Annotated in this window: 2 protein-coding genes and 1 pseudogene; 2 read left to right on the forward strand and 1 reads right to left on the reverse strand. The window is 44.1% G+C overall.

Features of this window, described 5'->3' with window-relative positions:
• Together R7E42_RS24475 and R7E42_RS24480 are read left to right on the forward strand one after the other, a co-directional pair.
• Positions 1-371, forward strand: a pseudogene (locus R7E42_RS24475) (peptidylprolyl isomerase); the annotation flags it as partial.
• A gap of 150 nt (positions 372-521) precedes the next feature.
• Positions 522-806 carry a ComEA family DNA-binding protein gene (locus R7E42_RS24480; RefSeq protein ID WP_021449594.1) on the forward strand — a complete coding sequence of 95 codons (285 nt, stop codon included), beginning with the start codon at positions 522-524 and terminating at the stop codon, positions 804-806.
• Positions 807-896: 90 nt separating this feature from the next.
• On the opposite strand, the gene rrtA is transcribed toward R7E42_RS24480, so the two are convergent.
• On the reverse strand, positions 897-1,266 hold a 370-nt coding region (gene rrtA, locus R7E42_RS24485), incomplete at its 5' end, for a rhombosortase (RefSeq protein ID WP_318073160.1).

Consider the following 1,266-nt stretch of genomic DNA (forward strand, 5'->3'; position numbering starts at 1 on the left):
GTGAGCAAGGTGCCCTAGAGCTAGGTACAAAAGTGGTAGCTGCTCTGAATGAAGGCAATACGGCTGTTCTTGAGGAAAACAACCTAACATTTGGTGAGCAAGAGACCGTTGACCGTCGTTCACCACTAGCAACTACCGTCTTTGCAATGGCGAAGCCAGTAGATGGCAAACCTGTCTACGGTCAGTCGAAAGACCTTGAAGGCAACATCGTAGTGATTGAACTGGATGCTGTGAAAGCGGAACTAGATAGTTCGCTAGAAGATCAAGTCGCGATGCAAATGCAACGTGCATCATCTCAGCAGGATCTATCTTCTGTTCTCGCTGTATTGCGTGCTAACACAGACATTGAGTACTTTGTTGTGAGCAACTAAGCACTAATTATGTAATTTGCATGTTAACTAAAACGGGTCGCGTAAGCGGCCCGTTTTATTTTTGTTTAAACAAACTTCAATGACGATGAGTGTTTGCCTACATTAGGGCGGATTATTTCAGAGCGTTAATTTGGAGTGTATATGTTCAATATGAAATGGATTTTAACCTTGTGTTTAGTGGTGTTCGCACCACTCAGTTTGGCCGCTGATACCAAGGCTGATAAATATGAAGGAATTGAAATTACGGTCAATATCAATACTGCTTCTGCAGAAGAGATAGCAACGATGCTGAAAGGTATTGGCGAAAAGAAAGCGCAAAGCATAGTTGACTACCGTACCGAGCACGGCCCATTTAAAACAGCAGCTGATTTAACCAATGTAAAAGGAATTGGTGAAGCAACCATCAAGAAAAACGAAGACCGCATTCTTCTATAAACGCGGGCTTCGACCATTGTATTCTTACTGAGTTTTCGTTTCCGGTTACTGCTTTCCCGAACCAAACCCTCTTTCGTGGTTCGGGATTTTTTATCCAAATATACGGCGATGGAATCCTTTCTCTACTAATGCCATACCTAAGCCTCCCATTGCACCAAACAGATGTGCATCAACAGCAACACGAGCGCCTATCATTGCAGCAGTGCTGGTTGAAGGGCCATAAAATTGCTCCCATGCGATTTTCGCAATAAGTCCGGCGACTAAGAGTAGGCGACTTCTTCTGTTTTCAAACACTTCTCTGAGAGCCCAAAAACCAAACAAACCGTGTAAGACGCCAGACAAGCCGACATAGACTGACATGCTAGTCAGTAAGTTCATTGCGCCGACAAAGGCACAAAGCAAAAGAAAAACAATCGAGACGTTGCGTGCACTAGGACGGAATATAAACGCGATAACCCAT

Source organism: Vibrio sp. Vb1337, assembly GCF_033338715.1.
Lineage (GTDB): Bacteria > Pseudomonadota > Gammaproteobacteria > Enterobacterales > Vibrionaceae > Vibrio > Vibrio alginolyticus.